Origin of the sequence: Rhodococcus sp. BE178 (genome assembly GCF_050433545.1) — a bacterium.
Lineage (GTDB): Bacteria > Actinomycetota > Actinomycetes > Mycobacteriales > Mycobacteriaceae > Prescottella.
In genome coordinates, this window is the sequence record NZ_JBNPXA010000005.1 from 296,912 (window position 1) to 322,503 (window position 25,592).

Consider the following 25,592-nt stretch of genomic DNA (forward strand, 5'->3'; position numbering starts at 1 on the left):
TTATGCAACGATCCTGCAACGGCTAGGGTCCGCCTCGTGTGATGTACGACACATAACCGCCAAGTCGGGGGGCGGGCTACCCGAGGAGGATCTGTGTTCTCGTCAACGCTTCGTAGACTCGCGACACCGGCGTTCGCCGCCGGTGCCGCGCTGGCGGTGATGATCGGCGCCGGTGCCGGCGTCGCCGCGGCCGCTGACCCGCCGTCGAGCAATACCGGCATCGTCGACAACCTCAATTACTCGAAGACCGTCGTCGGCCCTGCGGTCCTGCATCCCGGCGACACCGTCACCTACAAGAGCGAGATCAGCTTCCGAGGCGGCCTCGAGCGGTCGATCGCCAAGATCAGGGACATTCCGCCCGCCGGCTTCGTTCTGCAGAGCGCCAAGGCGACCTACCTCGGCGTCACCACCAGGGCCTCGATCACCAACGAGAGCGACGGTGGCGTCTCGGCCAAGTGCACGAGTGGCTGCACCTTTCTGGTCGGCGGCTTCGTGGTCAAGGGCGGTCAGCCCGTCACGTTGGAGGCTACCTACAAGGTGCCGGACACCTTCGCGTTCGGAACCTACGACAGCGGTCTCCTCTTCGACGTGAACGCGTTCACCACCCAGTCGGGGCAGAACCCGTTCAACGTGAACGTGCAGGTGGTCGATCCCAACGTGACCACGGCGACCACGCTGCAGGCGCCGGCGTCGGCCAAGACCGGTGAGTCCGTCACTCTCACCGCCACGGTCGATCCGACGAATGCCGCCGGCCAGGTGCAGTTCAAGGACGGCGACAACAACATCGGTTCGCCGGTCACCCCGGTGAACGGTGTTGCGACACTTCCGCACACGTTCGACACAGTCGGCCCGCACTCGATCAGCGCGGTGTTCACCGCCGGTGCCGGGTTCCACAACTCGACGTCCACGGCGCACACCGTCGACGTCACCGCCGACACCACCACGACACTGCAGGCGTCGCCGAATCCGGCTCTCGTCGGCCAAGATGTGACCGTCACGGCGACCGTGACGCCGGCCTCGGCCGCGGGGCACGTCCAGTTCAAGGTGGACGGCGCGAACTACGGTGAGCCCGTTGCGGTCTCGAACGGTACCGCGAGCATGACCCGCACCTTCCCCGAGGCTTCGGCGCACAGCTTCACCGCCGATTTCGTCGGCACGGGCGGCTACAACAACTCCGCCGCGTCGTCGGCCGACTTCACCGTGAACAATCCCGACTGGAGCACCACGACCATCGTGGTCGAACCGGTGAGCGCCGAGGCCGGCAGCCCGACCAACCTCATGGCCACCGTCCGTCCGATCCCGACCGGCGGCGAGGTCGTCTTCCGCGTCGACGGCACCGAGGTCGGACGTGCCGATGTGGGCACCGCAGACGGTGTCGCAGTTCTCGAGCACACCTTCGACACCGCCGGTTCCTACCAGGTGGTCGCCGAGTTCACCGGCACCGAGGGCTTCGGCGCCTCCACCTCCGCCGAGTTCACTGCCACGGTCGCTCCGGCCGCGCCCGTGCTCACCGCGGTGAACGCGGACCTGAAGGTCCAGGGCCTGTCCGTGGTCGGCCAGACCGTCACGCTCACCGTGGACGTCGATCCCGCCGACGCGCAGGGCACCGTCCAGTTCTACAAGGGCACCGAGGCCATCGGCGGCCCGGTGGCCGTCGTGGACGGCAAGGCCACCATCACCACCACGCTCGACTCCGAGGGCACGCAGGTGCTCAGCGCGAAGTTCCTCGGCGGCGAAGGCTTCCGGGACACCGTCTCGAATCCCGTGGTGCTGAACGTGTCCGCTGCGCCGGAGAACCCGGGCACGGGTGCAGGGAGCTTGGGCTCGCTGAGCGGGCTGTTCACCGGATCGCTGGGGAGCTGACGAGATGAGTGCAGGAGGATCGATGAATTCCAGGCTTTTCCGCTACATCGCACCGGTTGCGGTGGGTGCGACGGTCGCCTCGGGTGCGGCACTGCTCGGCGCCGCCCCGGCGGCGGCGGAGGTGGTCACGACAGCGTTCAAGAACGCGTGCCAGGCGACTCCGGACTCCAGTCTGGCCGGCGGCCCGCAGCACCAGGTGCAGGAGGCATCGGTGACGGTCGACGCGCCTACGTCGGTCGCGCCGGGCGAAGAGTTCGTGGTGACCATCATCCCGCCACCGATCTCGGTACCGAACGATCTGGGCTCGGGTGCGAGTCTCAACAACGTGTCGCGACTGAAGATCGACGTGGCGATGCCGGAGAACGCGCAGTTCCTCGGCGCCGAGGTGGTGGCGGGCACGAGCTCCGGACTGTCCGGTGTCACTCCCAACGTGCTCGTCGTCAACGAGCAGGGCACCGTGGATGCCAACGGCAAGATCATTCGCCTGTCTGGCAACAACCAGACCATCGGTAACGGTCCGAGCGCTTCGAAGAATTCGGAGGGAGGTATCAAGGCCGCCGCGACAGGCGGCGCGAACACGAGCTTCCAATTGCCGCAGGTCAAGGCGCGACTGAAGGCCGGCGCCACTGGCGAGGTCCAGTTGAAGCTGCGCACGGCAGGCAATGCCGGGAATTACGCCGACGACGCCAACTTCCTGACGTTCCTTCCGCGGGCAAATGCGCCGTGGCCGGTGAGCAACGTATGGGCGCCGACCCAGTGCAGCCCGAGAGACAGTTCCAGTGGTCCGCTCAACACGGGTGCCGGCCCCCTCTCGACTGTGCGGATCCAGCGCGCGGTCGTCGATACCGTCACACGTCTGGACGGCCCCAGTGCTGTGACCAACGGCAGCGAGTTCACTCTCAGCGCGACGGTGGTGCCCACCCCGGACAGCGGGCAGGTTCAGTTCACCCTCGGCGGCGAGAATGTCGGTGCTCCGGTCGATCTGGTGAACGGCAAGGCGTCGCTCACCCAGACGCTCGACGTCGACGGCGACTACACCTACGAGGCCAAGTTCCTGGGCGCGGAGTTCTCCAACCCGTCGTCCGGCTCGAAGTCGGTTTCGGTGACCTCGCTGGACATCCAGACCGCCACGTCAGTCACCGGACCGGATCACGACGCCTACCGTGACCAGCCGGTGAACCTCACTGCGAAGGTCGAGCCGGGCGTCTCCGGCGGCACGGTGACCTTCGAGGTCGACGGCACCGCGGTCGGCACCGCGAACGTGATGGACGACGGTTCCGCGGTGCTCCCGCACACCTTCACCACCAACGGCACTCATCGAGTGATCGCTCGCTACTCGGGTGTGGAGGGGATCTCCCCGTCGGTTTCGCTGCAGTACCCGGTGAGCGTGACCGAGGCCCCGGCCGCGGACGTCGCCACCACGATCACCGTCGATCCGGTCGCCTCGACCGCGAAGGGCTCGCCGGTGACGCTCACCGCCCGTCTCGACCCGGCGGACGCGCGTGGCATGGTGCAGTTCAAGCTCGGTGACACGCTCCTCGGCGGACCGGTGCGGGTGGACGGGAACGGTGTCGCGACCTTGACGACGTTCTTCCAGAACCCGGGCGAGTTCGTCGTCACCGCCCAGTTCACGGCCGACGCCGGCTTCATCGACTCGGCTGCGGCACCCGTGAACGTCAGCGTGACCGGTGACCCGGACACGTTGCCGGGGAACGAAGGCCCGGGAAGTCTCGGTAGCTTGTCGGGGTTGTTCGGCAGCTTGGGAGGCTGATCTGAGTCAGGCGGCGGGCCCCCTCGACAAGTCGAGGGGGCCCGCCGTTTTCGATCCCCGCGCACCCGTTTCGTCGGCTCTGCGAAGGACCCCACACGGAACCGTCCGTCCGGTAACGTGCGTTTACCGATCGTGCACCGTCTCGCAACGTAGACCTGCCAGTATCTACGTGTCGCGTCACCCGGAGGCGTTGTCACGGGAGGGGACGTCACGGCTCGTGGCCATGGGGAAGTGGCCACTCGGATCAGTGAGTGGGGTGCGGTGTTGATGCGTGTGAAGAATTCTCTGGCAGTGATCGGCGCCTGCGTTGCAACAGTTTTCGCTTCGGCGGTGTCGGTCGGGGTGGGGTCCGCGCAGGCTGCGCCGGCGTGCCCGAACCTCCATGTAGTCGCCATTCCGGGCACTTGGGAGACGTCGACCGAGGCCGACACTCGGCCCGGACCGGGCATGCTGGCCGCCGTCACCGATCCGCTCCCGTCGACGGCGAGGGTCGATTACGTGACGTACGCCGCGACGGCGTTCCCGTGGGAGGCAGAGGTCTACGGGGCCTCCAAGCGTGAGGCCGTCGACAATGCCCGGGCGATCATCGCCGACGCGGCCCAGCGGTGTGGCAACACCAACTTCGCGATCATCGGCTACAGCCAGGGCGCCGACGCGGCCGGTGACCTGGCCGCCGAGATCGGTACCGGACTCGGGGTGGTGCCCCCGTCCCGGATCGTGGCGGTCGGCCTGTTGTCCGATCCTCGCAGGTCCGAGGGCGACACCCTCATCGGTCCGCCTGTGATCGGCAACGGTGCGGGCGGGCCGCGGATCGGCGGCTTCGGAATGGTCACCCCGCAGACCCGGACGTTCTGCGCGGTCGGTGACCTCTACTGCTCCACGCCCAAGGACGACTTCGTCACCCGCCTGGCCGGATTCCTGGCCCAGAACTCGTCGCCGCTCGCGCCGCTCACCGGGCGGTACACGCAGGAGGCACTGACGATCGTGCAGGATCTGATCGCGGCGGGCGGCGTGCCGACCCTGCAGGCGCAGTCGTCCGACGGCGCCAACCAGGACCGCGCCGAGAAGCTCACGCAGTTCTACGAGTCCCAGGTGCACCAGGACTACCGGGGCTACGTCGTGGACCGCAACGGCGCGACCGCGACGTCGTGGATGGCGAACTGGTTGCGGTCGTTGGCCTGACGAGCACGGGGTAGAGCCCGCGAGCCGACGGCTCGCGGGCCCTCTCGATTGTCAGCAGTACGTCCGCTCCGCGGTCGAGACATAGATCTCCGCGATCCGATCCGCCGGCATCGGGAGGAACTGTGCGTACGCCGTTCCGACCGAATCGAATTCGGCCAGCACGCTCGACCGGGCGTCGCCGCGCGCGAGAGCCTCGCACGTGCCCTGTGCGTACAACACCTCGGCGGCGTCCATGCCCGTCGGTGGGATCCCCGCCACCCGTAACGCGGCGAGATAGCGCTGCCCGCGCTCCCCGGAGTCGGCGACGATCCGGTCGGGGGAGCGGCTGTCGATGCCGCCCGCTGCAGGGGGCGCCGGCGGCAGCGGGGCCGGTGGCGGCACCGTCGTCACCGGTGGCGCAGGGGCCGCGGTCGTGGTGGGCGGGGCTGGAGCAGTGGGCGATTCGGCCGCAGGCGTCGGGGCGGCCGTGGCCTCGGCCGGTATCGACGTTGCCGACGTTGCCGACGTTGCCGACGATGCCGACGACGTGGAGGACGGCGTCGCGGCCGTTGTGGTGTCGTGCTCCGCGTGGACCGTGCCGGAGTCCGCGCCGCTGCACCCGGCGAGGAGCAGCGCGCCGGCGGCTGCGACCACGACGGTAACTGCACGTGTGCTGGTCATGGTCGATCAGTCTTGCACGCAAAACTACCGACTGGTAGACCCCAATCTCCGTAGCGGCAGAAAGCGGCGAATTCCCCATTCGTCGGCATTGCGCTGTGGTATAAACCAGCTCAGCTGTTACCGCCTGTAACAGTGGAACTCGCGCAGAGTTCGTTCCCGAAAATGCAGACTGCTGCGGGTTTTCGGGGCCGTCTCCGGTGCTGTGGAACGCTGACCGCGCTGCGCAGCAGATTGATTCACCGTAGTTCGCGGCGGGCTTGCGTCCGTCGCAGTTCGTTACCTCTGCGCGTCCGCAAACGCGGTCGCGTGTGTCGAGTGTTCGGTAACTGAGGAGAACGCGTGAAGAACGATTCGTCTAATTCGTGGTGGCGCGCCGGTAAGCGCGTGGCCGTTGTAGGGGGCGCGATCGGTGCGTCCATGGCATTGCTGGCGCCCTTGGCATCGGCTGATCCGGTGACCACGCCGGTCCCGGGCGGCGCGGTGTGCGACCCGGACCTCACCGAGGCATGCCTGTCCGTCGTCGTCAGAAACGGCACGTTCTCGAACAACGGCTTCACCCTGCCGATCGGTGACGGTGACATGATCATCGCCGGCAACCTGGGCGAGGTGGACTTCGTTCCGCGGGACGACGGCAGCAACGGCGTCTACAGCAAGCCGCTGACCGTGCCCGGTGGCGTGCTCGGGATCGATCTTCCGTTCGACAACCTGTTCGGGCTGGCCGCGGTGACGTCGACCGTGGAGGCGGTGGATGCTCCGGTCTTCAACGGGATCATCACCGATTTCGACATGACGCTGCCGGTGAGGCTGAAGATCGACAACCCGTTCCTCGGCGACAACTGCTACATCGGGACCGAGGATGCCCCCGTGGTGTTCGAGTTGAACAAGTCGAACCCGATGGACGATCTGCCCGTCACCGACATCACCACTCCGTATCCCGCGGGAACCGCTGCGATCGACAACATCCAGAACACGGCGACGGATTTCCAGCTCCCGGGCGCCACGGGTTGCGGTCCGTTCGGGATGCTCAACCCGATCGTCAACTGGCGAGCCAAGGTGCCCGCCGAGTCCGGTACGACGCTGACGACGAAGTCCACCGGATTCCTGTTCCCGGCGAACGCCGGGGGCACCGATCCGCTCGACGACTCGGGGACCGGCGCCGGTTCGAGCGGTTCCGGTGGCTCCGGTGGTTCGAGCGGATCCAGCGGTAGCTGATCTCGCATGACGCGCGGGCGTCCCGTCGATCCGTCGGGGGATCGGCGGGACGTCCGTCGGCGTCAGCGCAGGCCGTGGAAGCGGGCCATCATCTTCTCGGTGACGGCGCGCGGCGCGAGGCGGCGCACGGTGAACACCAGCGGTGCCATGTTGCCGACGGCGTAGAGCGGCTTCGGCTTGTCCGCCTCGATCGCCTTGACGACCAGCTCGGCCACCTTCTCGGCCCGGATGCCGCGATCCTCGTTGCGCTGCATCGCATTCGCGACGGTCGTGTAGTCGCCCGTGTAGGGGGATCCGTCGCCGATGTAGCGGGTGCGGCGGTCGCCGATGCCGGTCGCGATGGTGCCCGGCTCGACGGTGGTGAGCCACACCCCGAACGGGCTCAGCTCGCGGCGCGCCGCCGACGCGAACCCCTTGAGCGCGCACTTCGCGGCGACGTACGACGATCGGAACGCGAGCGGAAAGCTCGCGAGCATCGAGCCCACCATCACCACTCGGCCGTAGCCTCGCTCGCGCATCCTCGGCAGCAGCAACTGGGTCAGCTGTACCGCGCCGAGGACGTTCACCTGGAACAGTCGGTCGATCGCGTCGGTGGGCAGCTCCTCGAACGGGCCCATCTGGCTCTCGCCGGCGTTGTTGACGAGGACGTCCACATCGCCCGCGGCCCGCGCGCACGCCTCGATGCTCGTCCGGTCGGACAGGTCCAGGGCGAGGTACTCGACCCCCCTGACCCTCGAGTTGTCCTGCAGGGCAGCGGGATTGCGGGTGGTACCCAGCACCCGGTAGCCGCGCGCCACCAGCAGGCGTGCCACCTCCCGGCCGATGCCGGACGACGCACCCGTCACCAGCGCGGTACGGCCCGCGCTCATCCGAGGCTCCGTCCCAGTGCGCGCCCGGCGGCCCGTCCGGAGAAGATGCAACCACCCAGGAACGTGCCCTCGAGCGCGTTGTAGCCGTGCACGCCGCCGCCGCCGAACCCGGCCACCTCACCGGCCGCGTAGAGGCCGTCGAAGACACTGCCGTCGGGCCGGATCACCTGCGAGTCCAGGTTGGTCTCGAGGCCGCCGAGGGTCTTGCGGGTGAGCAGGTTCAGGCGCACCGCGATCATCGGCCCGTGCGCCGGATCCTGCAGACGGTGCGGCTTGGCGACGCGAATCACCTTGTCCGGCAGGTAGGAACGCGCGTTGTTGATCGCCATCATCTGCATGTCCTTGGAGTAGGAGTTGTCCACCTCGCGGTCGCGGGCGGTCACCTCCCGCTCCACCTGCGCGTAATCGAGCGGGGGACCGGGGTTGATCGCGTTCATGCCGTCGACGAGGTCGCGCAGGTTGTCGCGGACCACGAAGTCCTCGCCGTGCTGCTTGAAGGCCTCGACGGGGCCCGGCGCCCCCTTCTTGACGCGGCCCAGCAGCAGCTTGAGGTCCTTGCCGGTCATGTCGGGGTTCTGTTCGGACCCCGACAGCGCGAACTCCTTCTCGATGATCGACTGCGTGAGGATGTACCAGGAGTGGTCCTGCCCGGTGCTCAGGATGTGCTTCAGCGTGGCGAGGGTGTCGAAGCCGGGGAACAGCGGCACCGGCAGGCGCTTGCCGGTCGCGTCCAACCACAGCGAGGACGGGCCGGGAATGATGCGGATCGCGTGGTTGGGCCAGATCGGATCCCAGTTGACGATGCCTTCGGTGTAGTGCCACATGCGGTCCCGGTTGACGATGTTGCCGCCGGCGTCCTCGGTGATCCCGAGCATGCGGCCGTCGACGTGCGCGGGGACCCCGGTGATCATCCGCTCGGGCGCACGGCCCAGGCGGTCGACGGGCCAATTCTTCTTCACCAGTTCGAAGTTGCCGCCGATGCCGCCGGACGTGACGACGACCGCCTGGGCGCGCAACTCGAATTCGCCTGCGGGAGTGCGCGACGACTTCACGCCCCGCGGCTCGGTGGACGGTTCCAGAACGGTGCCGCGGACGCCGACCACGGCGCCGGACTCGACGATCAGCTCGTCCACCTGGTGCCGGTAGCGGAAGGTGACCTGGCCGCGGCTCGCGGCGTCGAGGACGGGCTCGCGGAAGACCCGCACCACCTCGGGGCCGGTGCCCCACGTGATGTGGAACCGCGGCACCGAGTTGCCGTGACCGTACGCGAGTCCGGCGCCGCGCTCGGCCCAGCCGACGTTCGGCATCAGCCGCAGCCCCAGATCGTTCAGGTACGAACGCTTCTCGCCGGCCGCGAAGTCGACGTACGCCTCGGCCCACTGCCGGGGCCAGTGATCCTCACGGTCACGGTCGAAGCCGGCGCTGCCCATCCAGTCCTGCAGGGCCAGTTCACGTGAGTCCTTGATGCCCATCCGGCGCTGCTCGGGGCTGTCGACGAAGAAGAGCCCGCCGAGCGACCAGAAAGCCTGCCCGCCCAGGTTTTCCACGTTCTCCTGGTCGACGACCAGTACCCTGCGCCCGGCCTTGACGAGTTCGTGTGTCGCGACCAGACCTGCCAGTCCCGCTCCGACCACGATGACGTCGGCTTCTGTTGCCACGGCCTATCTCCTGTCCGTATCGGTACTGCTGCTGTAACTGCTCACGACGGTGACGAACAGGCGCTCGCGCGCCTGCCGCACCGCCTCGTTGTGGGGTTCCATGAGGACCTGGATGCTGGTGCCGTCGTGGAGGGCGACGAGCGCGTGGCCGAGCGCCTCCCGATCGGTGACCCGGCGGCCCGCGGCGGCGAGGGCGTCCTCGATGATCGGCATGATCGTCTGCAGGATCGCGTCCTCCCGTGCCACCATCACGCGGGTGAGTGCCGGGTTGCGCAGTGCGTGTGCGGTGAACTCGGCGGTGATGCGGTACCACGCGTCGTCGACGGGGATGGCCGCGAGGACGAGCGCGACGGCCGGCTCGAGTGTCATGGTCGACGGCCGTGAGGCCGCGTCGGCGAGGGCGGTGCGGATGCCGTCGAGCATCTGTGCGGAGCGCTGCTCCCACATGGCGAGGAACAACTCGTCGAGCGAGGTGAAGTTCGAGTAGAACGCGCCCCGGGTGTAGCCGGCCCGATCGCAGACCTGCTCGACGGTGGAGCGTCCGAACCCCTCCGCCGCGAATACCTCGCCGGCGGCGTCGAGCAGGCGCTGGCGGGTCTCCGCGCGTCGCTTCGTGACCCGCCGGGGCTTGGCGTCGGCGCCCGCGGCGCCGGTCGTGGATTCGGACGTCTGCACTGGTCACCCCCGGTTTCAGGATCGGAGAACCCTTTCGATACAAAACTGTATCCGATGAACAGGGCGCGTACCGTCGGAATTGTGCAGGTCTGGTACGTGAGCTACGGGTCCAACATGTCGCGGGCCCGCCTGGACTGCTACCTGCGCGGCGGATGTCCGGCCGGGGGAGGGTGCACGTACACCGGGGCCCGAGATCCGGGCGCGCCCGCCGACCGCGTCGCCGTCCGACTGCCCGGCACGGTGTACTTCGCGGGCGAATCCCTCGTGTGGGGTGGCGGGCGCGCGTTCTACGACCCGGAGGTGCCCGGTGATGCCGCCGCCTGCGCGTATCTGGTGACCGCCGAGCAGTTCGACGACATCCATGCGCAGGAACCGCCCTGCTACGACCGCATCGTCGATCTCGGGACCTGCGACGGCGCGCCGCTGCGCACGTTCACGTCCGTCGTGGGCCGCGGTGACGTCGCCCCGACCGAGCCGTCGGCCCCGTATCTCGCCACGATGACGACGGGACTTCGCGAGGTGTTCGGTTGGAATTCCGAACGGGCACAGGCCTATCTGCGCCGTTTGGTGGGCTGACCAGGGTACCGTCGGGAAGCCGCACGCTGTGGCGGCGCTCACAGAAAGAGGATCTGATGTCGAATCTGCATGTCGTAGCGACCATTCCGGCCAAGTCCGGATCCGAGAACGTGGTGCGTGCCGCGCTCACCACGCTCGCGGAGGCCACCCGCAAGGAGGATGGCTGCGTGTCGTACGACCTGTACGAGTCGGCGTCGGCGCCGGGCACGTTCGTCGTGGTCGAGGTGTGGGCGGGTCAGGACGCGCTCGACGCGCACATGAAGTCCCCGCACATGCGTGAGGCGGCCGGTGCCTTCGGTTCGCACCTCTCGGCCGCCCCCGGCATCCACCCGCTGCGCCCCGTTTCCTGATCTTGCCCGCGTTTTGCGCACTTACCGGCCCTGTTCGGGCCCGCGGATCAGCGATAAGTGCGCAAATCGCGGTATCGGGGGGTTCCGATCGCCGTGACAGGTGTCCGACATCACGCCGACCGATCTCACGTTTTCGCGTCCTCTGTCGTCAGTAGTGCAGGAGCCCGCAACCGGCGGGCGAGAGGCACGGGAGACCGTCATGACGAAGCTGTATTCCGACCGTCCGTCGGCGCCGGTTCACCGCGTGGTGGTCCTGGGCGCAGGGTATGCCGGGGTGCTCGCCGCCAACCGGATCTTGTCGAGCCGGGGCGGGGTGCCGGGCGAGGACCCGGCCCGGAACTGTTCTGTGGTCGTGGTCAATCCCCGCGCCGACTTCGTCGAGCGCATCCGCCTGCACGAGGTCGCGGCGGGCACCCGTTCGACGGCGGCGGTGCCGCTACGGGACCTGCTGCACGGCGATGCGGAGATCGTCGTGGGGTCGGCGACGGCGATCGACGCGGCCCGGCGCCGCGTGGACGTGGCCGTCGGTGACGGCGTCGAATCCGTCGGATACGACACCCTCGTGTACGCGGTCGGCAGCAACACCGACCGGTCCGTCCCGGGCGTGGGCGAGCACGCCCACCACGCCGGTGACGCCGATTCGACGGAGGCCCTGCGCGCAGCGGTGGCCGCGCTCGCGCCGGGTTCGATGGTGCGGGTCGTCGGCGGTGGTTCGACGGCGATCGAGATCGCCGGTGAGATCGGTGCCGCCCGCCCGGATCTCGCCGTCGAGATGGTGTCGGCGGGTGGCGTGGCCGGCTTCATGCGCGATGCCGCCCGCAGTCGGGTGCTCGCCACCCTCCGCCGGCTCGGTGTCGCGTGGCGGGACGACACCCGCGTGACCGAGGTACGCGACCGCGAAAACTGCTCACCGCCGACGGGACCGTTCTCGGGTTCGACGTGTGCGTGTGGGCCGCCTCGTTCACCGTGCCGGACCTCGCCGCGCGCAGCGGACTGGCGACGGACGCCGCCGGACGCCTCCGCGTCGACTCGACGCTGACCAGTATCGACAGCCCCGCGATCGTCGGCGCCGGTGATGCCGTCGTCGCGCCGCCCGAGGTGGGTGCGCACCTGCGCATGGCGTGCGCGGTGGCGATGCCGCTCGGTGGGCACGCCGCCCACACCGTGCTGGCACGGGTACGGGGCGCGCGGCCCCCGACGCTGTCCCTCGGCCTGGTGGCCCAGTGCATGAGCCTGGGGCGCAAGGCCGGGTACCTCCAACTGGTCCACCCCGACGACCGTCCGCGCCCGGTCGCGGCGTCCGGGCGGCTCGGTGCCATGATCAAGGAGTCGATCTGCCGGATGACCGTCGACAAGATGCGCGCCGAGCGGACCCGGCCCGGCGCCTACAAGACCCCCAAGGGGCCGCGCCCGCGCGCGGCGTCCCGGGTGGTGGAGGAGATCCGATGAATCTCGTTCCCGAATCCTCCGACTACAAACAGCTTTTCGGTGTGGCGTATCGGATGCTCGGCTCGGCCCACGACGCCGAGGACGCCGTGCAGGACGCTGTCGTCCGGTGGCAGGCACTCGGGGACGGTGAGCGGGCGTCGATTCGCGAGCCGCTCGCGTGGATGACGACGGTGGTCAGCCGGATCTGCCTGGATCAGTTGGGGTCTGCCCGTGCCCGGCGGGAGTCGTACGCGGGCATCTGGCTGCCGGAACCGGTGCCCGGCACCATCGGCCCGGCGACCGTGAGCGGACGGCCACCGGATCCCGCCGATGCGGTGACGCTCGACGAGTCGGTGTCGGTGGCGTTGATGCGGGCGATGGAGTCGCTGACGCCGGGCGAGCGGGTCGCGCTGATCCTGCACGACGTGTTCGGTATGCCGTTCGCGGAGATCGGGGACGTCGTCGGCCGGACACCGGATGCGTGCCGTCAGCTCGCGTCCACGGCGCGGCGTCACCTGCGGTCCGCGCCGAGGTTCCAGCCGGAGGACGAGCAGCGGAGGCAGGTGGTGGCCGCGTTTACGGCGGCCTGCGCCACCGGCGACATCGACGCTCTGACGGCCGTTCTCGCGCCGGAGGTGGTGTCCCGCGCCGACGGCGGCGGAATGCCGGGCATCGCGCGGGTGCCGGTGGTGGGTGTCGAGCGGGTCGCGCGATATCTGCTGGGCATCGTCGGACTCAGTGAGGCGCGTGGACTCACGCTGGGTGCGCGGTTCGCGTCGGTGAACAACCGCACCGGAGTGGTCATCTCGTTCGACGATCAGGTGGCCGCGGTCCTGGATCTCGCCGTCGCGGACGAACGTGTCCACGAGATCGCGATCATCATGAACCCCGACAAACTGGGGGCCTGGGCCGAGCCGGTCTGATCCCTCCCTGCCGCGTTTTGCGCACTTATCGTTGAGTTTCGGGCTCGCATATCACCGATGAGTGCGCAAAACGCGGGGGAGCGGGGTTTCACGTGGAACCGGCAGAACCGGACACCCCGTGCACGTCCCGCCATGTCCGGTCGTTCAGGACCGTCGCCGCGACCAGGACCATCCACCCGCTCATCGACAGCAGTTCGACGCGCTGGGCGAAGCCGAGCCAGCTGTGGCTGCCCGACGGGTCGTCGACGCCGACGAGCATCCACAGCGTGCCGACGAGGAACAGCACCACGACGGTGAGCCCGGCCCACCACATCGCCCGCGGTGCGCGGTAGACGTAGATCGCGATGATGAACGCGAGCGCCGAGACCACCGCCGCCGTCACCGACAGCGTGCTCGTGAGTGCGTGCCACTGGTGGGTGAGCGGCACCTGCGCCGCCTCGCACGCGGGCGTCGAACACCGCAGCGGCAGCCGGGAATCGGCGATCGTGCCGACGGCGAACACACCGAGCGCGATCCAGCCGACGACGGTGAGGAATCGCCACGGACGGATGGTCAGCCCCACCAGCGCGGCGATCGTCAGCACGATCCCGGTCAGCAGGTCACCGCTGCGGTAGAGGATCCCGTGTTCCTGATCGGTCGCCGCCAGTTGGCTGGCGAACCCCTCGAACGGGCCCTCCCCGGTGTTCAGGAAGAACGCGAGTACCCACGACGAGTACAGGATCGCGCCCGCGATCAGCAGCGCGGCGAGCAGGTACCGCCGGACGGTCATCGTCACCGCGTCCTCAGTTCCGCGGCTTGGCGAACGGGAAGGCGAGCGACTCGCGGATGCTGCCGCCGGTGATGAGCATGACGATCCGGTCGACGCCCATGCCGAGGCCACCGGTGGGCGGCATCGCGTGCTCGAGGGCCTGCAGGAAGTCCTCGTCCAGTTCCATCGCCTCGGCGTCGCCGCCGGCCGCGAGCAGCGACTGCTCGGTGAGCCGCTGCCGCTGGTCGATCGGGTCGGTCAGCTCGCTGTATGCGGTGCCCAGTTCCATGCCCCACGCCACCAGGTCCCACTTCGCGGCCACGCCCGCAATGGTGGGGTGCGGCCGGGTCAGCGGCGACATCGACGTCGGGAAGTTGGTGTAGAACGTCGGGAACTCGGTCTGCCCCTCCACCAGGTGTTCGTACATCTCCTGCGCGACGGCACCCGCGTCCCAGCTCTTCTGGTACTCGATCTCGTTCTCGTCGCACAGCTTCTGCAGGATCTCCAGCGGCGTCTCGGGGGTCACCTCGACGCCGACCTTCTCGGCGACCGCACCGTGCATCGTCTTGACCGGCCATTCGCCGGAGATGTCGACGGCGACCAGTTCGCCGTCCGGTCCGGGCCGCATGATCGTCTGGCTGCCGTGCGCGGCGACGGCCGCGGCCTGGATCAGCTCGCGGCACAACACCATCATGCGTTCGTAGTCGCTGTGCGCCTCGTACGCCTCGAGGATCGTGAACTCCGGGTTGTGCTTGAAGTCCACGCCCTCGTTGCGGAACACGCGCCCGATCTCGAACACCTTCTCCATTCCGGCCACGCACAGTCGCTTGAGGAACAGCTCCGGCGCGATCCGCAGGTACAGGTCCAGGTCGTACGCGTTGATGTGGGTGACGAACGGGGCCGCGTTGGCGCCGCCGTGGATGCGCTGCAGGATCGGCGTCTCCACCTCGAGGTAGTCGCGACCGGACAGCGTGTCGCGCAGCGACTTCACGATCGCGGTGCGTGCGGCCAGCAGCCGCCGCGACTCGGGGTTGATCGCGAGGTCCACGTACCGCTGCCGCACCCGGGTCTCGGCGTCGGTCAGGCCCTTCCACTTGTCGGGCAGCGGGTGCAGGCACTTGCCGTTCATCCGCCAGTCCGTCGCCAGCAGCGACAGCTCGCCCTTGCGGCTGCGGCCGATGGTCCCGCTGACCTCCATGAGGTCCCCGAGGTCGAAGTCGGCGGAGAACTCGTCGAGGCGGTCACCGACGGCGGTTCGTTCGATCAGCACCTGGATGTCGCCGGACCAGTCCCGCAGCACCGCGAACGCGACACCGCCGTACGTGCGAATTCGCAGCAGTCGGCCCGCGATCCGCACCCGCGTGCCCTCGGGCGAGGCGGCGGCCGCGGCGACCGTGTGGGTCGGGGGATAGGCGACGGGGTAGGGGTCGATGCCCTCGTCGGCCAGGCGCTCGAGCTTGTCCATCCGTACCCGGACCTGCTCGGGGCGGCGGGGCCCGGTCGGATCGACCTTGGCGGGGACGATCTCCGCGGCAATCGGGGCGGCGTCCGGTGCGCTGCCGTCCGCGTGCAGGATCCCGGAGTGCGCCAACGCTTCCGGTACCGCGGTGTGACGGCCGGTGTGGGCGAGGGCGTCGGTGCGGTGACCGAAACTCGGCAGCGTCAGGAAGCCCTCGGCGATGGCCGACGCGATCGCGACGCGGGGCAGCTGCCGGTTGTCGTCGAAGCACAGGTAGCGCGGCGCCCACTCCGGCAGGTACTTCACGTTGGAGCGGTACAGCGCCTCGAGCTGCCACCACCGGGAGAAGAACAGCAGCATCGAGCGCCACACGCGCAGGATCGGGCCGGCGCCGATGCGGGCACCCTCCTCGAACGCCGACCGGAACACCGCGAAGTTCAGCGATGTCCGGATCACCCCGAACTCGTCCGCGCGGGTCGCGAGCTCGGTGATCATCAGTTCGTTGACGCCGTTCGGGGCGAGCGGGTTGCGGCGCATCAGGTCGAGCGAGGCCCCGTTGGAACCCCACGGCACGAGCGAGAGCATGCCCAGCACGCCACCGTCGGGTCCGATCGCCTCGACCAGCAGGCAGTCACCGTCGAGGGGGTCGCCGAGCCGTCCGAGGGCCATCGAGAAGCCGCGCTCGGACTCGGTGTCGCGCCAGCTGTCGGCGCGGGAGATCACGTCGGCCATCTCGGCGGGCGGGATGTCGCGGTGGCGTCGGATCCGGACGGTGACGCCCTGCCTGCGGACGCGGTGCACGGCCTGGCGCACCTGCCGCATCTCGCGGCCGTTCAGGCTGAAATCGCGGGTCTCGAGGATCGCCTCGTCGCCGAGTTGGAGGACGGACAGTCCGCCCCGCTTGTAGGCGGTGGCGCCAGCCTCGCTCGCGCCCATCACCGCCGGAGCCCAGCCGTACTTCGACGCGAGCTCGAGCCACGCGTCGATCGCGTGCGACCACGCCTCCGGGTTGCCGATCGGGTCGCCGCTGGCGAGGCACACCCCGGCCTCGACTCGGTAGGTCACCGCGGCCTTGCCGCTCGGAGCGAAGACGACGGCCTTGTCGCGTCGGGTGGCGAAGTAGCCGAGGGAATCGCCTCCGCCGTACGCGTCGAGCAGCCCGCGCAGCGCCGATTCGTCGTTGCCGGTCAACGCGTTCGATGCCCGCTGCGATCGGAACAGCGTGATCACCGCGGCGAGCAGCGCGAGTGCGCCGAACAGTCCGAGTAGGGTGTTGACGAACGCGTGCGGGTGGCCGTCGAACTGCTCGTTCTCGATCACCACGAGCGCGGTGACGCGGTTGAGGGCCCAGAAGAACCGTTGGCCCGACGGCAGGGTGCCGGGGAACATCTCCACCAGCGCCCAGCCGAGGAGCGTGCCGACCGCGAGACCGGCCACCAGCACCCCGAGGGCTTTCCAGCCGGCGCCGCGTCGGACCCGGGTGTAGAACTCCTTGTGCGCGGCGATCAGGATCCCGATGACCGCCAGCTGCACGACGAACGCGACGGCGGAGTTGATGTTCTTGTCGACCACGGCCGTCACGGCGTTCAACACCGCGAACACCGTCAGGTAGATCGTGAGCAGCCACCACGCGATCCGCTTGCGGCTCGCGAGCGCGGCGGCGACGAGCCCGAGGACCAGTGCCCACGCGAAGCTCGTGTCCGGGGCGTCGAAATAGTAGTTCTCGACGTACACGCGCGGGGTGTGGACGAGGTACCGCAGCGCCGGCGACAGGCTCCACAGGAACACCAGGACGGAGAACACCCCGAGGACGAGTCCCGCGATGTGTGGAACTTCGCTCAGGTGTCCGCGTTTCGGCGCGAGGGAGGACCGGTGTTGTTCCGGGTTCTCCGCCGCATCGGCAGGGGTGCCGGTGCTCGTGGCCATCGAGGTCCTTCCCGTCACGGTGTGGTGTCTGTCTCCAGTGTGAGGCGTCGAAGGGCTGTTTGGGGCGAAGGAGGATGATGGTGGCATGTCTGACGCTGTGGACGCTGTGCCGATCCGTGACGAGTCGATCCGCCTGGGTCAGTTCCTCAAGCTCGCCAATCTCATCGATTCGGGCGCCGAGGCGAAGGGCGTCATCGCCGACGGGCTCGTGAGCGTCAACGGCGAGGTCGAGATCCGTCGCGGTCGACAGTTGCGCGACGGCGACGTCGTGGAGATCGGTGGGATGTCGGCACGGGTGAGCGGTCCCGAGGCGCAGTAACGCTCGGTCCGATCCACCCGCACGGCGCGTCGGCGCCCACTCCCCGACGGACGCCGGGAGGGAGCGGGACGGCATGACGGCGAGTGAGGGTTCGGGGACCACGACGGTCCCGCGTCGGCACCTGCTGTCGCGAGCGTTGTCCGGCGTGCTGGCCGCCGCGATGGTGCTGGGTGTGGGGGAGTTGCTGTCGGTGCCGATCGGCGCGGAGTCCTCACCGTTCTTCGCGGTCGGCTCCACCACCGTCGATCGGAGTCCCGCGTGGGCGCGGGAGTTCGCGATCACCACGTTCGGCACCGGCGACAAGCCGGCCCTGTTCGTCGGCATGAGCATCCTGATCGTGCTGCTCGCCGCGGTGGCCGGGATGATCGAACAGCCGCGGCGCCCGTACGGCAGCGCGATCCTGCTCGCGCTCGGCATCGTCGGGGTGTACGCCGCGACCCACCGTCCCGGCGCCACCGCTGTCCACGCGCTGCCGACGATCGCCGGTGTGGCCGCCGGCATCCTCACGCTGCGGGTGCTCACCGCGCGGGCACGGGTTCCGGAGGGAGCCGCCGTCGAGGTCTCGGGCATGCCACGGCGCACCTTCCTGATCCGGGCTGCATCGGTGGCCGCCGCGGCTGCCGCCGCCGCGGCCACCGGCCGCTACCTGGCGGGCACCGTCTCCGGGGCGATCCGGAACCGCAGCAACCTCACCCTGCCCGGCGTCGCCGCAGCCGACCGCGCGGCTCCGATCGCGCCCGGCACCGACATCGCGGTGCCCGACGCCACCCCCTTCATCACCGCCGACGACGACTTCTACCGCATCGACACCGCGCTGCAGGTCCCCATGCTCACCACCGAGAACTGGCGCCTGCGCATCCACGGCATGGTCGATCGCGAGGTCACGCTCACGTGGGACGACCTGACCGCGCGGACACCGATCGAACGGGCCGTCACGCTCACCTGCGTCTCCAACGAGGTCGGTGGCCACCTCGCGGGCAACGCCACCTGGATCGGCTACCGGATCGCGGATCTGCTCGACGAGGTCGGCGTCTCGCCCACCGCGGACATGCTGCTGTCCACCAGCTCCGACGGGTTCACCGTCGGGACGCCGGTCGCGGTGCTGCGCGACGGCCGCGACGCGATCCTCGCGGTCGCGATGAACGGTCGACCGCTGCCGTTCGAGCACGGCTACCCGGTCCGTCAGGTGGTGCCCGGTCTGTACGGGTTCGTCTCGGCGACGAAGTGGGTGGTGGACTGGGAACTGACACGCTTCGACCGCGCGGAGGCGTACTGGACGCGGCGCGGGTGGGCGGAGCAGGCGCCGATCAAGACGGCGTCGCGCATCGACGTGCCCGCGGCGTTCGGGAGGATCACCGCCGGTCCGAGGGTCGTCGCGGGGACCGCGTGGGCGCAGCACCGCGGCATCGCGAGGGTCGAGGTCCGCGTCGACGGCGGCGAGTGGCAGACCGCGACGCTCGCGCCGCCGTACTCGATCGACACGTGGCGGCAGTGGACGTGGCAGTGGGACGCCCCGCCCGGGGTGCACAACCTGCAGGTGCGGGCCACCGACCTCGACGGCAACACCCAGACCGAGAAGCGGACGGCGCCGATCCCCGACGGTGCCAGCGGATGGCACTCGTGCACGGTCACGGTGTCCTGACCGCGGTCCCGGGGTGTCAGTGGGCCCGACGGTGCTGGCGCGAGACGGCGATCCGCCCGGCCGCCCGCAGCAGGTGCGGTGCGTGGCGCGCGGTACCCAGAATCAGACGATCGATCATGTTCAGACTCAACGGGTTTCGGGACATCGCCCGGGAACTGTCGCAGGTTTCGGTGAGTGCGTACAACCGCCAGTGCCCGGGGACGCCCTTGAGGTCGTGGTCACCACGGTCGGTGAAGACCAGTCCGGAGCCGACGACGAGGTCGCGCACCGTCCGTGAGACCAGCACCTCGTCGGGGCCGGCGGCCGCCGCGATGCGCGCGCCGACGTGCACGGTCATCCCGGTCAGTTCGGTTCCGATTCCCTCGAGTTCGCCGGTGTGCACGCCCGCTCGTACGCCGAGCCCCAGTTGGTGGGCCTGGCGGCACACGGTGCGTGCACACCGGACCGCGGCGACCGGACCGTCGAACACGCTCAGCGTGCCGTCGCCGGCGACGTTCACCAGGCGTCCGCCCGTCTCCTCGACCTCGTTGCGCACCTGGCGCTCGTGCGCGGCGCGAAGATCGCGGTAGCGGCTGTCACCGATCCGGGCGAGCGTCTCGGTGGACGCGACCACATCGGTGAACAGCACCGACGCGAGATAGCGTTCGGCGTCGACGAGCCGACGGACCCCGGTCGCGACCTCCTCGATGTGGTCGAGGACCGGTATCCAGGCCTCACCCATCGAGGTGCCGGGCGGCAGCGGGGGCAGTACGTGCAGCGTGCCGTGCGGAATCGCTGCGGCGATCTGCCGGGAGGCTTCCAACGGGACCGCGCTCCGCGCGGAGTGCAGGACACGGGTGGGGCACTGGACGGAGGCCAGTGTGTCGAAGTAGTCGACCCGGAACAACCATTCGAGGTGTGCGCGGGCGGTGGCGGGGGTCGCCGAACAGCGCTCGAGCAGCGCCATCAGCCGCCGATTGAACGGCGAGTCCTGGGTCGGATCCCACATGGCGATGACCTGGCCGGAACCCCAGTCGTCGTAGACGGCCCGCCATCCGTCGACGAAGCGGTCCCGCGACTGGCCGGTCCACCCCCGCGGCAGGTCCACGCCCTCGCGGAGGGCGCCCTCGACGAAGGGCTGCTGGAAGACCATTCCGGTGACCCGGTCCGGGGCGCGGGCCGCGATCAACGCGAGGGCCCCGCAGGTGCTGCCGATGCCGACCAGGGTGGCGCGGTGCATCCCGACCGCGTCCATGACCGCGAGCACGTCGTCGGCCTGCTGTTCGAGGGTGGGGACGTGGTCGACCGGATCGGACAGGCCGAAGCCGCGGCGCTGGAAGTACACCATCCGGCAGAAGGTCGCGGCCCGCTCGAAGACGTAGTGGATGTGGGGATCGGTCCACATGAGATCGGGATGCAGGCCGATCTCGAGAAACAGGACCACGTCCGTGCTGTTCTCGCCGCCCTCGCCCACGACCTGATATGCCAGCGCGTGCCCGTCACGCTCGACGTACCTCGTTCCAGGCGGGTACATAACCCCAGCGTAGGCCGCGGCCCCGATCCGACCTAGTCGGGTTCGGGCAGTGCGGCCTCGGGTCCGGACACCCCGCCCAGCACGGCGGCGAGGCGTTCGCGGGCGCGGCCGAGGTGGTCGGTGAGGACGTCCACCGCGCGGTCGGCGTCGCCGTCGCCGATCGCGTCGAGGATCTGCTGGTGCTCGGCCGCGATGCTCGACGTGGTGAGCAGGTGTTTGCCCTGCACCTGGACCATGCACAGCCGTACCTCGGAGACGAGGGTCCGGAAGATCCGGCTGGTGCGCGCGCTCCCGACGGCGTCCACGAGCGCGGTGTGGAACCGCATGTCGGGGTCCACCACCGACAGCGGCGCACCATCGGTGAGCACGACGATCTCGGCGTTCGCGGTCACCGCCTGCTCGGGCACGGTCCGGGAGGCCGCGAGTTCGCGCAGCACTTGGGACTCGACCCGGGCGCGGGTGCGGTAGACGTCGCGCACGTCGTCCGGGCCCAGGTGCAGCACCCGGGCGGTCTTGTGCGCGCCCCCGCTGGAGCAGCCCCTCGCCGAGGTGTACGACACCGCCGATCCTGCCGAGGGCGAGGAGTTCATGCAGGCCCGCCGCGTCGCGCTCACCGCCCTCGAACGCCAGGGCAGCACGCTCCTCGACGACCTCGCCGTCCCCGTCCCGCAGCTGCCGGCGATGCTCGCCGCGATCGAGGAGATCGCCGCCCGCCACGACGTGCTCATCGGCACCTTCGGGCACGCCGCCGACGGAAACCCACCATCGTGTTCGAAGCCGCCGACCCCGACGTGACCGCGCGGGCGCGGGCCGCGTTCGACGACCTCGTCGCCGCCTGCCTCGCGCTCGGCGGTTCGATCACCGGCGAGCACGGCGTCGGCGTCCTCGAGGAGCCCTACATGGAGTCGATGGTGGGCGCCGCCGTGCGCGAACTGATGGCGGGCATCAAGTCCGTCTTCGAGCCCACCGGCATCCTCAACCCGGGTCGCGGCTTCTGACGGAACCGAACTTTCCGGCCGCGGATCGCGCGACTGTGACTCGGCAACTGCGCTGTTCGATACATCCTTCAGGGCACCGGACCGCTGAACCTCGGAACTGTGCCGGAGAGGAACGCGTCGAGGCCGACTTCCAGATCCGGGTTGGGCGTCTCGATCCAGCGGTCCTCGAGTCTACTGCCGATTCCCTGCCCCGCTGCCGCGTCGATCATCTGTTTGGCGGCCTGTTGTGTGATCGAGGACCGAGTGGCGATCGTTGCCGCCAAGTCGGCGGCCCGGGACCACAGACTTTCTGCGGGAACGACTTCCGCGACGAGTCCCACGCGTAGTGCCGTCTCGGCATCCATCCGGTCGCCGGTAATCACCAGGCGTTTTGCGGTCGCGGGCCCGAGCGTGCGGACCAACCGAGTGATCGTCCGGGCCGGGTAGATCACGCCGAGCTTCGCGGGCGTCACCGCGAACTCGGCGTTCTCGGCGGCCACACGGAGGTCACATGCCAGCGCGAGCTGTGCGCCACCGCCGATGCAGTATCCCGCGATCGCCGCCATCGTCGGTTTGGGGAACGCCGCCAGCGCCTCCTCCGCATCGGTCACCCGGTCTTCCATGCGGATGCCGGACGCCCGCGCCGACCGTAGCTCGCGGATATCCATCCCGGCGCAGAAGTGCGACCCGGCGCCGGTCACCAGAACCACGGAGACGGCGGGATCGTCCGCCAGCCGGGTGAGCGTGGCCGTCAATTCGTCGAGCATCGCTCCGGTCAGGGCGTTGTGGCGGCGCCGATGGTCGATCGTGATGACCGCTACACGATGTTCGACCGTGGTCAGGACCCGGCCCGGTCCTTCCGGTGTATTCATCCACCCGCCTGGAAGGCATCCACGAGCAGTTTCTTCTGCACCTTGCCCATCGCATTTCGGGGCAGGACGTCCACGACGCGAATCTCGCGCGGACGCTTGTGGATCGACAGTGTCTGCGCGACGAAGTTCGACAGTTCGCGATGGTCGTGGCAGTCGCCGACGATGTACGCGACGATCCGTTGTCCGAGATCGTCGTCCGGCACGCCCACGACCGCGGCCTCCTGGACGCCGGGGTGGTTCAGCAGCGCCTGTTCCACCTCGCCGGCGCCGATCCGGTAGCCACCCGATTTGATCATGTCGATCGATTCTCGCCCGACGATACGGTGGAAGCCCTGTTCGTCGACGACGGCGATGTCGCCGGTCTTGAACCACCCGTCGTCGGTCATCGATTCGGCGGTCTTGTCGAAGTTGCCCAGGTATCCGTCGAAGAGGGTCGCGCCCGCGATCTCCAACTGACCGAGGGATTCTCCGTCGTGTGCCACCGGGTCACCGGACTGGTCCCGCAGCCGGGCTGCGACTCCCCGGATCGGCAACCCCACCCAACCGGGGCGTCGTTCACCGTCGAACCGCGTGCTCAGCGTGATGAGGGTCTCGCTCATTCCGTAGCGCTCGATCGGCGCGGATCCGGTGAGTGCCGTCATGCGTTCGAAGACGGGAACCGGCAGTGGGGCGCTGCCCGAGACGAGGAGCCGTGCGGAGCCGAGCGCTCGGGCAGCGGACTCGTCGGCGCACATGCGGGACCACACGGTGGGGACGCCGAAGTAGAGCGAACCACGGGCCGCTGCATACGATTCCGGAGTGGGGCGCACAGTGTGCACCAGCGGTGAGCCGTGCCGAAGTGCCCCCACGACTCCGAGAATGAGCCCGTGCACGTGGAACAACGGAAGTCCGTGAACGAGGGTGTCGTCCGGACTCCAGTCCCACGCGTCGGCCAACCCGTCCAGCCCTGCCGCGACGGCGGAACGGGATAGCACGACGCCCTTCGGGGCGCCGGTCGTACCCGAGGTGTACATGATCATCGCGGGGGTGGCGGGATCGGGCTCGCGGTGCGTCGATCCCGATCGCGCTCGTACGTCGATCGGGACGTGGGGGAGTGTGACGTCCCCTCGCTGACCGCCTAGCCAGAGTTGCGCGTCCGAGTCCTTCAGGATGTGGTGCCGTTCGGCCGGACCCGAGTCGGGTGGTACCGGTACCGCTGCCACGCCGGCCATGAGGCATCCCGTCACCGCGATCACCGTCTCGATCGTTGCCGTCGCATCGATGGCAACGCTTGTGGCGCCGCCGATCTCATCGGCCACGGCAGCCGCCGCAGCGATCAGGTCGGATCGGGTGAGGGTGTCGTCTCCGACGCGGACCGCGGGTCGGCCGTCGATGCCGGTGCCCGGATCGACGAGCGACTTCAGCAGCGGCCGAGGCGTGAGGGTGGTCATCGGTGAAGGGTCCTTTCTCGAAGTCCCTACCGGACGGCATCGGTCCACATGGTGGACCACCGTGCTACGATGTGGTCCGGCTAATCTATAGCCCGCGATGCTCGACGTCAACCGACGTGTGTGAAAGGTCTTGAATGAACAGCGTTCTCACCGCGCTCCGGGTGTTCGAGGAGGTAGCGGCGGCGCAGCCGGTCGGCCTGTCGGAACTCAGTAAGCGGCTCGACGTTCCGAAGAGCACGGTTCAGCGATGCCTCAAGACCCTGGCCGACGCAGGATGGTTGCGGCCCGCGACCAACGATGCGGGTCGGTGGGTGATCACCGGCAAGGCCTTCAGCCTGGGCAGTGCCCTCTCGGCGGGAGACGACCTGCGGGACGTGGCGCTTCCGGAGCTGAGTCGGCTGCAGGTGGAGACGGGAGAGACCGTTCACCTGGCGGTTCCGGACGGCGACGAACTGGTGCTGGTCGAGCGCCTCGACAGCGCTCACCAGCTACGAGCCTTCCTGCCGTTGGGGACGCGGCTGCCCCTGCATGCGGCGTCGAACGGCAAGGCCTACCTCGCGTCGCTTCCCGACGCCCAGGTCGAGCAGTTCCTGTCGGCCGAGCTCGCCCCGGTGACCGGCCGCACGGTGACCGATCCGGAAGCGTTGCGCAGCGAGATCGCGGAGATCCGCCGTCGTGGGTATGCAGTGACCGATCAGGGACTGCACGACGGGATCGCGGCAGTCGCGGTCGCCTTGCGGGGGCGGGGAGGCGCCGTGCGGGGTTGTTTCAGCGTCTCCGGTCCGGCATCTCGCCTGACCCCGGACCTCTATCAGGAGTACGGCGAGAAGGCGCTGGCCGCACGGGCTGCGATCGAGCGGTTCCTGTCCTGACGGGGAGTCAGGACTGAGTGCGCTTGCTCCGCGCGCGTGTCTTGCCGGCCACCTTCTTCGGCGGTTCGGTCTCGGCCGCAGGCGCTTCGTCAGGCAGCGGCTCGAAGAACATCGCGGTGTTGATGGTGGCCAGCTCGCGACTGGCCGCCTCGTAGAGGCCGGTGAGCACCTGCATCGACCGCACTGCATGGTGCATCTTGGTGGTGATGTCGCTCAGCTCTTCGAGGTTGGACACAAGGGTCTGGCGACGCAGCTGCGCGTACCGATCGGTGATTTCGCGGCCCTTCGCGGTGACGGTGAAGACCGACGAGGTTCCGGACTTGGTGCGTTCGAGAAGCCCCATGCTCACGAGTTTGCGCAGGTTGTACTGCAGGTTCGGTAGGTCGTCGCGATTGGTCAGCTGGGCGATCGTGGCGGTGTCCTTCGACCGTTCCTGCATGCGCACGACGTGCAGCGCGACCACCTCGTTGAATCCCAGATCGAGGTCGGCCGCGACACGAATCGACTGGACCGCGAACCGCTGGAAGCTGCCCTCCACCTGGAGAATTGCGAACTCGAACGCTGTCAGCGCTTCCTCGTAGGCATTCTCGGCGAGGTGCCAGCGCCGTCCTGGTGCCAGTGATTCGGGCTCTCCGGGCGACTGGGGGTCGGTGATGCTCATCTTCTC

General features: G+C 69.1%; 23 protein-coding genes and 1 pseudogene. 13 read left to right on the forward strand and 11 right to left on the reverse strand.

What is annotated here, in order from left to right:
• Nucleotides 1-93 precede the first annotated feature (93 nt).
• The 3 genes from J2X34_RS12505 to J2X34_RS12515 all read left to right on the forward strand — a co-directional run bounded on the left by J2X34_RS12505 (nucleotide 94) and on the right by J2X34_RS12515 (nucleotide 4,816).
• The gene (locus J2X34_RS12505; RefSeq protein ID WP_429517506.1) at nucleotides 94-1,863 is read left to right on the forward strand and encodes an Ig-like domain-containing protein; all 1,770 of its coding nucleotides are present in this window, start codon (nucleotides 94-96) and stop codon (nucleotides 1,861-1,863) included.
• A gap of 22 nt (nucleotides 1,864-1,885) precedes the next feature.
• Nucleotides 1,886-3,634 (forward strand): Ig-like domain-containing protein, encoded by a 1,749-nt coding sequence (locus J2X34_RS12510; protein WP_429517508.1) that lies wholly within the window; start codon nucleotides 1,886-1,888, stop codon nucleotides 3,632-3,634.
• Between the two features lie 267 nt (nucleotides 3,635-3,901).
• Nucleotides 3,902-4,816, forward strand: a complete 915-nt coding sequence (locus tag J2X34_RS12515) for a cutinase family protein (protein ID WP_114720482.1) — start codon at nucleotides 3,902-3,904, stop codon at nucleotides 4,814-4,816.
• A gap of 51 nt (nucleotides 4,817-4,867) precedes the next feature.
• On the opposite strand, the gene J2X34_RS12520 is transcribed toward J2X34_RS12515, so the two are convergent.
• Nucleotides 4,868-5,476 carry a DUF732 domain-containing protein gene (locus J2X34_RS12520; RefSeq protein ID WP_429517511.1) on the reverse strand — a complete coding sequence of 203 codons (609 nt, stop codon included), beginning with the start codon at nucleotides 5,474-5,476 and terminating at the stop codon, nucleotides 4,868-4,870.
• Between the two features lie 339 nt (nucleotides 5,477-5,815).
• Here J2X34_RS12520 and J2X34_RS12525 point away from each other — a divergent pair, with 339 nt between their 5' ends.
• Nucleotides 5,816-6,688 (forward strand): hypothetical protein, encoded by an 873-nt coding sequence (locus tag J2X34_RS12525; protein WP_114720360.1) that lies wholly within the window; start codon nucleotides 5,816-5,818, stop codon nucleotides 6,686-6,688.
• A 62-nt stretch (nucleotides 6,689-6,750) separates the two neighbouring features.
• Here the strand turns inward: J2X34_RS12525 and J2X34_RS12530 are convergent, their stop codons facing one another.
• Genes J2X34_RS12530 through J2X34_RS12540 form a run of 3 tightly spaced genes read right to left on the reverse strand, consistent with a single transcriptional unit; the run spans nucleotide 6,751 to nucleotide 9,890 of the window.
• Nucleotides 6,751-7,557: an SDR family oxidoreductase gene (locus J2X34_RS12530; protein ID WP_114720362.1), complete on the reverse strand. Its 807-nt coding sequence runs from the start codon at nucleotides 7,555-7,557 to the stop codon at nucleotides 6,751-6,753.
• Complete coding sequence (locus tag J2X34_RS12535; protein ID WP_114720364.1) at nucleotides 7,554-9,215, reverse strand: FAD-binding dehydrogenase; 1,662 nt, start codon at nucleotides 9,213-9,215, stop codon at nucleotides 7,554-7,556. Before J2X34_RS12535 ends, J2X34_RS12530 begins: the two co-directional genes overlap by 4 nt.
• A 3-nt stretch (nucleotides 9,216-9,218) precedes the next feature.
• The gene (locus tag J2X34_RS12540) at nucleotides 9,219-9,890 is read right to left on the reverse strand and encodes a TetR/AcrR family transcriptional regulator (RefSeq protein WP_429517514.1); all 672 of its coding nucleotides are present in this window, start codon (nucleotides 9,888-9,890) and stop codon (nucleotides 9,219-9,221) included.
• A gap of 54 nt (nucleotides 9,891-9,944) precedes the next feature.
• On the opposite strand from J2X34_RS12540, the gene J2X34_RS12545 reads away from it, so the two are divergent.
• The 5 genes from J2X34_RS12545 (at nucleotide 9,945) to sigJ (ending at nucleotide 13,167) form a co-directional block, all read left to right on the forward strand.
• A complete protein-coding gene (locus J2X34_RS12545) occupies nucleotides 9,945-10,466 on the forward strand; it encodes a hypothetical protein (protein WP_429517516.1) in 522 nt (173 codons plus the stop codon).
• Between the two features lie 56 nt (nucleotides 10,467-10,522).
• Complete coding sequence (locus tag J2X34_RS12550; RefSeq protein WP_114720368.1) at nucleotides 10,523-10,816, forward strand: putative quinol monooxygenase; 294 nt, start codon at nucleotides 10,523-10,525, stop codon at nucleotides 10,814-10,816.
• A 199-nt stretch (nucleotides 10,817-11,015) separates the two neighbouring features.
• Complete coding sequence (locus J2X34_RS12555; protein WP_429517518.1) at nucleotides 11,016-11,855, forward strand: FAD-dependent oxidoreductase; 840 nt, start codon at nucleotides 11,016-11,018, stop codon at nucleotides 11,853-11,855.
• Entirely contained in the window at nucleotides 11,783-12,265 is a 483-nt protein-coding gene (locus tag J2X34_RS12560) for a hypothetical protein (protein ID WP_429517520.1), read from the forward strand. The genes J2X34_RS12555 and J2X34_RS12560 overlap by 73 nt, the downstream gene beginning before the upstream one ends.
• Nucleotides 12,262-13,167 carry an RNA polymerase sigma factor SigJ gene (gene sigJ, locus J2X34_RS12565; RefSeq protein ID WP_114720372.1) on the forward strand — a complete coding sequence of 302 codons (906 nt, stop codon included), beginning with the start codon at nucleotides 12,262-12,264 and terminating at the stop codon, nucleotides 13,165-13,167. The genes J2X34_RS12560 and sigJ overlap by 4 nt, the downstream gene beginning before the upstream one ends.
• An 88-nt stretch (nucleotides 13,168-13,255) precedes the next feature.
• On the opposite strand, the gene J2X34_RS12570 is transcribed toward sigJ, so the two are convergent.
• Together J2X34_RS12570 and lysX are read right to left on the reverse strand one after the other, a co-directional pair.
• Nucleotides 13,256-13,936 carry a DUF998 domain-containing protein gene (locus J2X34_RS12570; RefSeq protein WP_258557765.1) on the reverse strand — a complete coding sequence of 227 codons (681 nt, stop codon included), beginning with the start codon at nucleotides 13,934-13,936 and terminating at the stop codon, nucleotides 13,256-13,258.
• A gap of 13 nt (nucleotides 13,937-13,949) precedes the next feature.
• The gene (gene lysX / locus J2X34_RS12575) at nucleotides 13,950-17,300 is read right to left on the reverse strand and encodes a bifunctional lysylphosphatidylglycerol synthetase/lysine--tRNA ligase LysX (RefSeq protein WP_114720486.1); all 3,351 of its coding nucleotides are present in this window, start codon (nucleotides 17,298-17,300) and stop codon (nucleotides 13,950-13,952) included.
• An 85-nt stretch (nucleotides 17,301-17,385) separates the two neighbouring features.
• Between lysX and J2X34_RS12580 the strand changes: the two genes are divergently transcribed.
• Both J2X34_RS12580 and J2X34_RS12585 read left to right on the forward strand, forming a co-directional pair.
• A complete protein-coding gene (locus J2X34_RS12580) occupies nucleotides 17,386-17,619 on the forward strand; it encodes an RNA-binding S4 domain-containing protein (protein ID WP_114720376.1) in 234 nt (77 codons plus the stop codon).
• A gap of 73 nt (nucleotides 17,620-17,692) precedes the next feature.
• Nucleotides 17,693-19,261 carry a molybdopterin-dependent oxidoreductase gene (locus J2X34_RS12585; RefSeq protein WP_181818720.1) on the forward strand — a complete coding sequence of 523 codons (1,569 nt, stop codon included), beginning with the start codon at nucleotides 17,693-17,695 and terminating at the stop codon, nucleotides 19,259-19,261.
• 16 nt (nucleotides 19,262-19,277) lie between these two features.
• Here the strand turns inward: J2X34_RS12585 and J2X34_RS12590 are convergent, their stop codons facing one another.
• Complete coding sequence (locus J2X34_RS12590; RefSeq protein WP_114720378.1) at nucleotides 19,278-20,774, reverse strand: adenylate/guanylate cyclase domain-containing protein; 1,497 nt, start codon at nucleotides 20,772-20,774, stop codon at nucleotides 19,278-19,280.
• A 32-nt stretch (nucleotides 20,775-20,806) separates the two neighbouring features.
• Nucleotides 20,807-21,334, reverse strand: a complete 528-nt coding sequence (locus J2X34_RS12595; RefSeq protein WP_429517524.1) for a GntR family transcriptional regulator — start codon at nucleotides 21,332-21,334, stop codon at nucleotides 20,807-20,809.
• On the opposite strand from J2X34_RS12595, the pseudogene J2X34_RS12600 reads away from it, so the two are divergent.
• Nucleotides 21,318-21,772, forward strand: a pseudogene (locus tag J2X34_RS12600) (FAD-binding oxidoreductase); the annotation flags it as partial. The gene J2X34_RS12595 and the pseudogene J2X34_RS12600 overlap by 17 nt on opposite strands.
• A gap of 68 nt (nucleotides 21,773-21,840) precedes the next feature.
• Here J2X34_RS12600 and J2X34_RS12605 read toward each other — a convergent pair.
• Both J2X34_RS12605 and J2X34_RS12610 read right to left on the reverse strand, forming a co-directional pair.
• Entirely contained in the window at nucleotides 21,841-22,623 is a 783-nt protein-coding gene (locus J2X34_RS12605) for an enoyl-CoA hydratase/isomerase family protein (RefSeq protein WP_114720380.1), read from the reverse strand.
• Nucleotides 22,620-24,053 (reverse strand): acyl-CoA synthetase, encoded by a 1,434-nt coding sequence (locus tag J2X34_RS12610; protein WP_429517526.1) that lies wholly within the window; start codon nucleotides 24,051-24,053, stop codon nucleotides 22,620-22,622. The genes J2X34_RS12605 and J2X34_RS12610 overlap by 4 nt, the downstream gene beginning before the upstream one ends.
• 134 nt (nucleotides 24,054-24,187) lie before the next feature.
• Between J2X34_RS12610 and J2X34_RS12615 the strand changes: the two genes are divergently transcribed.
• Nucleotides 24,188-24,925, forward strand: a complete 738-nt coding sequence (locus J2X34_RS12615; RefSeq protein ID WP_114720384.1) for an IclR family transcriptional regulator — start codon at nucleotides 24,188-24,190, stop codon at nucleotides 24,923-24,925.
• A gap of 7 nt (nucleotides 24,926-24,932) precedes the next feature.
• Here J2X34_RS12615 and J2X34_RS12620 read toward each other — a convergent pair whose 3' ends face one another.
• The gene (locus J2X34_RS12620; protein ID WP_114720386.1) at nucleotides 24,933-25,586 is read right to left on the reverse strand and encodes a helix-turn-helix domain-containing protein; all 654 of its coding nucleotides are present in this window, start codon (nucleotides 25,584-25,586) and stop codon (nucleotides 24,933-24,935) included.
• Nucleotides 25,587-25,592: the final 6 nt, after the last annotated feature.

What these genes read in the sequence shown, in the direction of transcription:
- J2X34_RS12510 (WP_429517508.1), top strand. Translation starts at nt 1,886, where the DNA reads ATGAATTCCAGGCTTTTCCGCTACATCGCACCGGTTGCGGTGGGTGCG.
- J2X34_RS12515 (WP_114720482.1), top strand. Translation starts at nt 3,902, where the DNA reads ATGCGTGTGAAGAATTCTCTGGCAGTGATCGGCGCCTGCGTTGCAACA.
- J2X34_RS12520 (WP_429517511.1), bottom strand. Translation starts at nt 5,476, where the DNA reads ATGACCAGCACACGTGCAGTTACCGTCGTGGTCGCAGCCGCCGGCGCG.
- J2X34_RS12530 (WP_114720362.1), bottom strand. Translation starts at nt 7,557, where the DNA reads ATGAGCGCGGGCCGTACCGCGCTGGTGACGGGTGCGTCGTCCGGCATC.
- J2X34_RS12545 (WP_429517516.1), top strand. Translation starts at nt 9,945, where the DNA reads ATGAACAGGGCGCGTACCGTCGGAATTGTGCAGGTCTGGTACGTGAGC.
- J2X34_RS12550 (WP_114720368.1), top strand. Translation starts at nt 10,523, where the DNA reads ATGTCGAATCTGCATGTCGTAGCGACCATTCCGGCCAAGTCCGGATCC.
- J2X34_RS12555 (WP_429517518.1), top strand. Translation starts at nt 11,016, where the DNA reads ATGACGAAGCTGTATTCCGACCGTCCGTCGGCGCCGGTTCACCGCGTG.
- sigJ (WP_114720372.1), top strand. Translation starts at nt 12,262, where the DNA reads ATGAATCTCGTTCCCGAATCCTCCGACTACAAACAGCTTTTCGGTGTG.
- J2X34_RS12570 (WP_258557765.1), bottom strand. Translation starts at nt 13,936, where the DNA reads ATGACCGTCCGGCGGTACCTGCTCGCCGCGCTGCTGATCGCGGGCGCG.
- lysX (WP_114720486.1), bottom strand. Translation starts at nt 17,300, where the DNA reads ATGGCCACGAGCACCGGCACCCCTGCCGATGCGGCGGAGAACCCGGAA.
- J2X34_RS12580 (WP_114720376.1), top strand. Translation starts at nt 17,386, where the DNA reads ATGTCTGACGCTGTGGACGCTGTGCCGATCCGTGACGAGTCGATCCGC.
- J2X34_RS12585 (WP_181818720.1), top strand. Translation starts at nt 17,693, where the DNA reads ATGACGGCGAGTGAGGGTTCGGGGACCACGACGGTCCCGCGTCGGCAC.
- J2X34_RS12590 (WP_114720378.1), bottom strand. Translation starts at nt 20,774, where the DNA reads ATGTACCCGCCTGGAACGAGGTACGTCGAGCGTGACGGGCACGCGCTG.
- J2X34_RS12605 (WP_114720380.1), bottom strand. Translation starts at nt 22,623, where the DNA reads ATGAATACACCGGAAGGACCGGGCCGGGTCCTGACCACGGTCGAACAT.
- J2X34_RS12610 (WP_429517526.1), bottom strand. Translation starts at nt 24,053, where the DNA reads ATGACCACCCTCACGCCTCGGCCGCTGCTGAAGTCGCTCGTCGATCCG.
- J2X34_RS12615 (WP_114720384.1), top strand. Translation starts at nt 24,188, where the DNA reads ATGAACAGCGTTCTCACCGCGCTCCGGGTGTTCGAGGAGGTAGCGGCG.
- J2X34_RS12620 (WP_114720386.1), bottom strand. Translation starts at nt 25,586, where the DNA reads ATGAGCATCACCGACCCCCAGTCGCCCGGAGAGCCCGAATCACTGGCA.